This is a genomic window from Streptomyces sp. NPDC057654, from assembly GCF_042800135.1.
GTDB lineage: Bacteria > Actinomycetota > Actinomycetes > Streptomycetales > Streptomycetaceae > Streptomyces.
The window spans coordinates 1-2,053 of record NZ_JBHVHQ010001181.1 but is presented as its reverse complement, the minus strand read 5'-3'; the positions used below and the strand labels follow the sequence as shown (position 1 = coordinate 2,053).

The following is a 2,053-nucleotide window of genomic DNA, read 5'->3' as shown; positions in this document are numbered from 1 at the left end:
GCGGGAGCCTCGGCGGCGGTCGCCGGGGCGGCGGGGGCCTGGGCCTCCGCGACCGGGGCGGCGGGGCGGTCGGGCTCGCGGAGGGGCTCCGGGGCGGCGGCGTGATCGGGCATGGGCGGTCTCCTCAGCGATACGGACCCAACTGCGCACTCACGCTATATCGCGACACTGCGGAGCGGCAAGGCGGTGAACACGCCACGACCGCCGGGGCGCCGGCCGGGGCGCGCCGCCTCACCCGGCGGCCTTCGCGGCCTCGGCCGCCTTGGCGTCCCTGCGCACCTCGTCCGCCTCCGCCGCCTTCAGCAGCGTCGGCAGCAGGCCGGGGAAGCGCTCCTCGACGTCCGCGCTCCGCAGGGAGATGTAGCGTTCGCGCCCGATGCGCCGGGTGTGTGTCCAGCCCGCCTGGCGCAGGATGCGGAAGTGGTACGAGCCGGTGGCCCGCGTCACGGGCAGCTCGATGTCGCCGCAGCCCACCTCCCCCTCCACGGCCAGCCGCCGGACGATCAGCTGACGCAGGGGCTCGCTGAACGCCGTGAGCAGGCCGCCGAGGCACAGGTCGGCGGCGTCCGGCTGGTCCGCGTCGGCCGGCGGCGAGTCGGCGGGGCGTGAGCCGGCGGGCGGCGCGGGCAGGGTGCGCACGGAGGGGGACATTTAGAGATCTCTCAAACTGGGTGTTAGCGTGCGGATTGTCATTTCGATGATCCTGTAAATGTTCGGGCGGTGCAACGCTGTGCCCTGCGGCGCATCCTCGCCCTCATCAGCCGCGCCGCCGGACCCCCGCAGCATCCCCCGCAGAGCGCTCCCCCGGGACGCTCCCCACAGAGACGGAAGACCGCCGTGCACGACACCACCGACGCCTCCCCCACCCCAGCGCCCGCGACCGGCGGGCCGGAGCAGGACGGCGGCGGCGCGCCGCTGCGGACGCTCTTCTGCATCGCCGTCACCCAGGAGTTCTTCAACGCCGGCGACGAGGAGCGCGCCGCGGTGGCCGCCGCGATCACGCCCGCCTTCGACCGGCTCGCCGAACGCTTCGGCATCACGGTGCTCGGCACTCTCGACGACGACCAGCTGATGGTCGGCGCGACGCCCGGCTGGCCCTGGACCTCCTACATCCTCGCCGACGTGCCCGACGTGGCCACCGCCTCCGAGGTCTGCGGCATCGTCCGCGAGACGCCGGTCGGCGAGAGCCGGCTCTGGCGCTACCTGCGCGTCGAGGCACGCCTCGGCCGCCCGCTGTTCTTCGGCACCCGCTGACGGGCCCCACCCCGTAAGCCGCCCCGCACCGCCTCGCCTTCTTCAGGCGACCCCCGAAAGGAACCGCCCCATGCTCCCCACCGGCCTCGCCGGACGCACCGTCCTGATCACCGGATCCGCCCAAGGGCTCGGGGCCGCCCTCGTGCGCGCGTACTACGACGAGGGCGCGCGGGTCGCGGCGCTCGACGTCGACGACGACCGCAACCGCGCGCTCGCCGCCGAGCTGGATCCCAGCGGCGACCGGATCCTCGCGATCCACGCCGATCTGCGCGACCTCGACGCCCTGGCCGCCGGCTATCGCGCCGCGAGCGAGTGGGGCCCGGTGGACGTACTCGTCAACAACGCGGCCCGGCCGCTGGTCAAATCGCTCTGGGACATCACGCCCGAGGAGTGGGACGACGTGTTCGCGGTCAATCTGCGGGCCGCGTTCTTCCTGACGCGCATGGTCGCGGCCGACATGCGCGAGCGGGGGTTCGGGCGCATCGTCAACATGTCCTCGATCGCGGGCCAGGCGCCCCGGCCCACCGGCGCCGCCTACGGCACGACCAAGGCGGGCCTGATCTCGCTGACCCGCGTCTTCGCCGCCGAACTGGCCTCCCACGGCATCAACGTCAACGCCGTCGCGCCCGCGATGATCGACACCCCCATGGTCCGCTCCGTCTCCCCGGAGACCCTCGCCGAGATGACGGCGCAGGTGCCGCTCGGCCGCATCGCCACCCCCGAGGACGTCGCCCGCCTGGCCGTGTTCCTCTCCGCCGAGGACTCCTTCATCACCGGCGCGACGTACGACATCAACGGC

Annotated in this window: 3 protein-coding genes; 2 read left to right on the top strand and 1 reads right to left on the bottom strand. The window is 73.9% G+C overall.

Annotation, left to right across the window (positions count from 1 at the left end):
• Window positions 1-231 precede the first annotated feature (231 nt).
• Window positions 232-651: an ArsR/SmtB family transcription factor gene (locus tag ACFU99_RS41790; RefSeq protein WP_384403508.1), complete on the bottom strand. Its 420-nt coding sequence runs from the start codon at window positions 649-651 to the stop codon at window positions 232-234.
• 186 nt (window positions 652-837) lie between these two features.
• Between ACFU99_RS41790 and ACFU99_RS41785 the strand changes: the two genes are divergently transcribed.
• Complete coding sequence (locus ACFU99_RS41785; protein WP_384403505.1) at window positions 838-1,254, top strand: hypothetical protein; 417 nt, start codon at window positions 838-840, stop codon at window positions 1,252-1,254.
• Between the two features lie 70 nt (window positions 1,255-1,324).
• Window positions 1,325-2,053 (top strand): SDR family NAD(P)-dependent oxidoreductase (locus ACFU99_RS41780; protein WP_384403502.1); only part of this gene is annotated, 729 nt, incomplete at its 3' end.

What these genes read in the sequence shown, in the direction of transcription:
- ACFU99_RS41790 (WP_384403508.1), bottom strand. Translation starts at nt 651, where the DNA reads ATGTCCCCCTCCGTGCGCACCCTGCCCGCGCCGCCCGCCGGCTCACGC.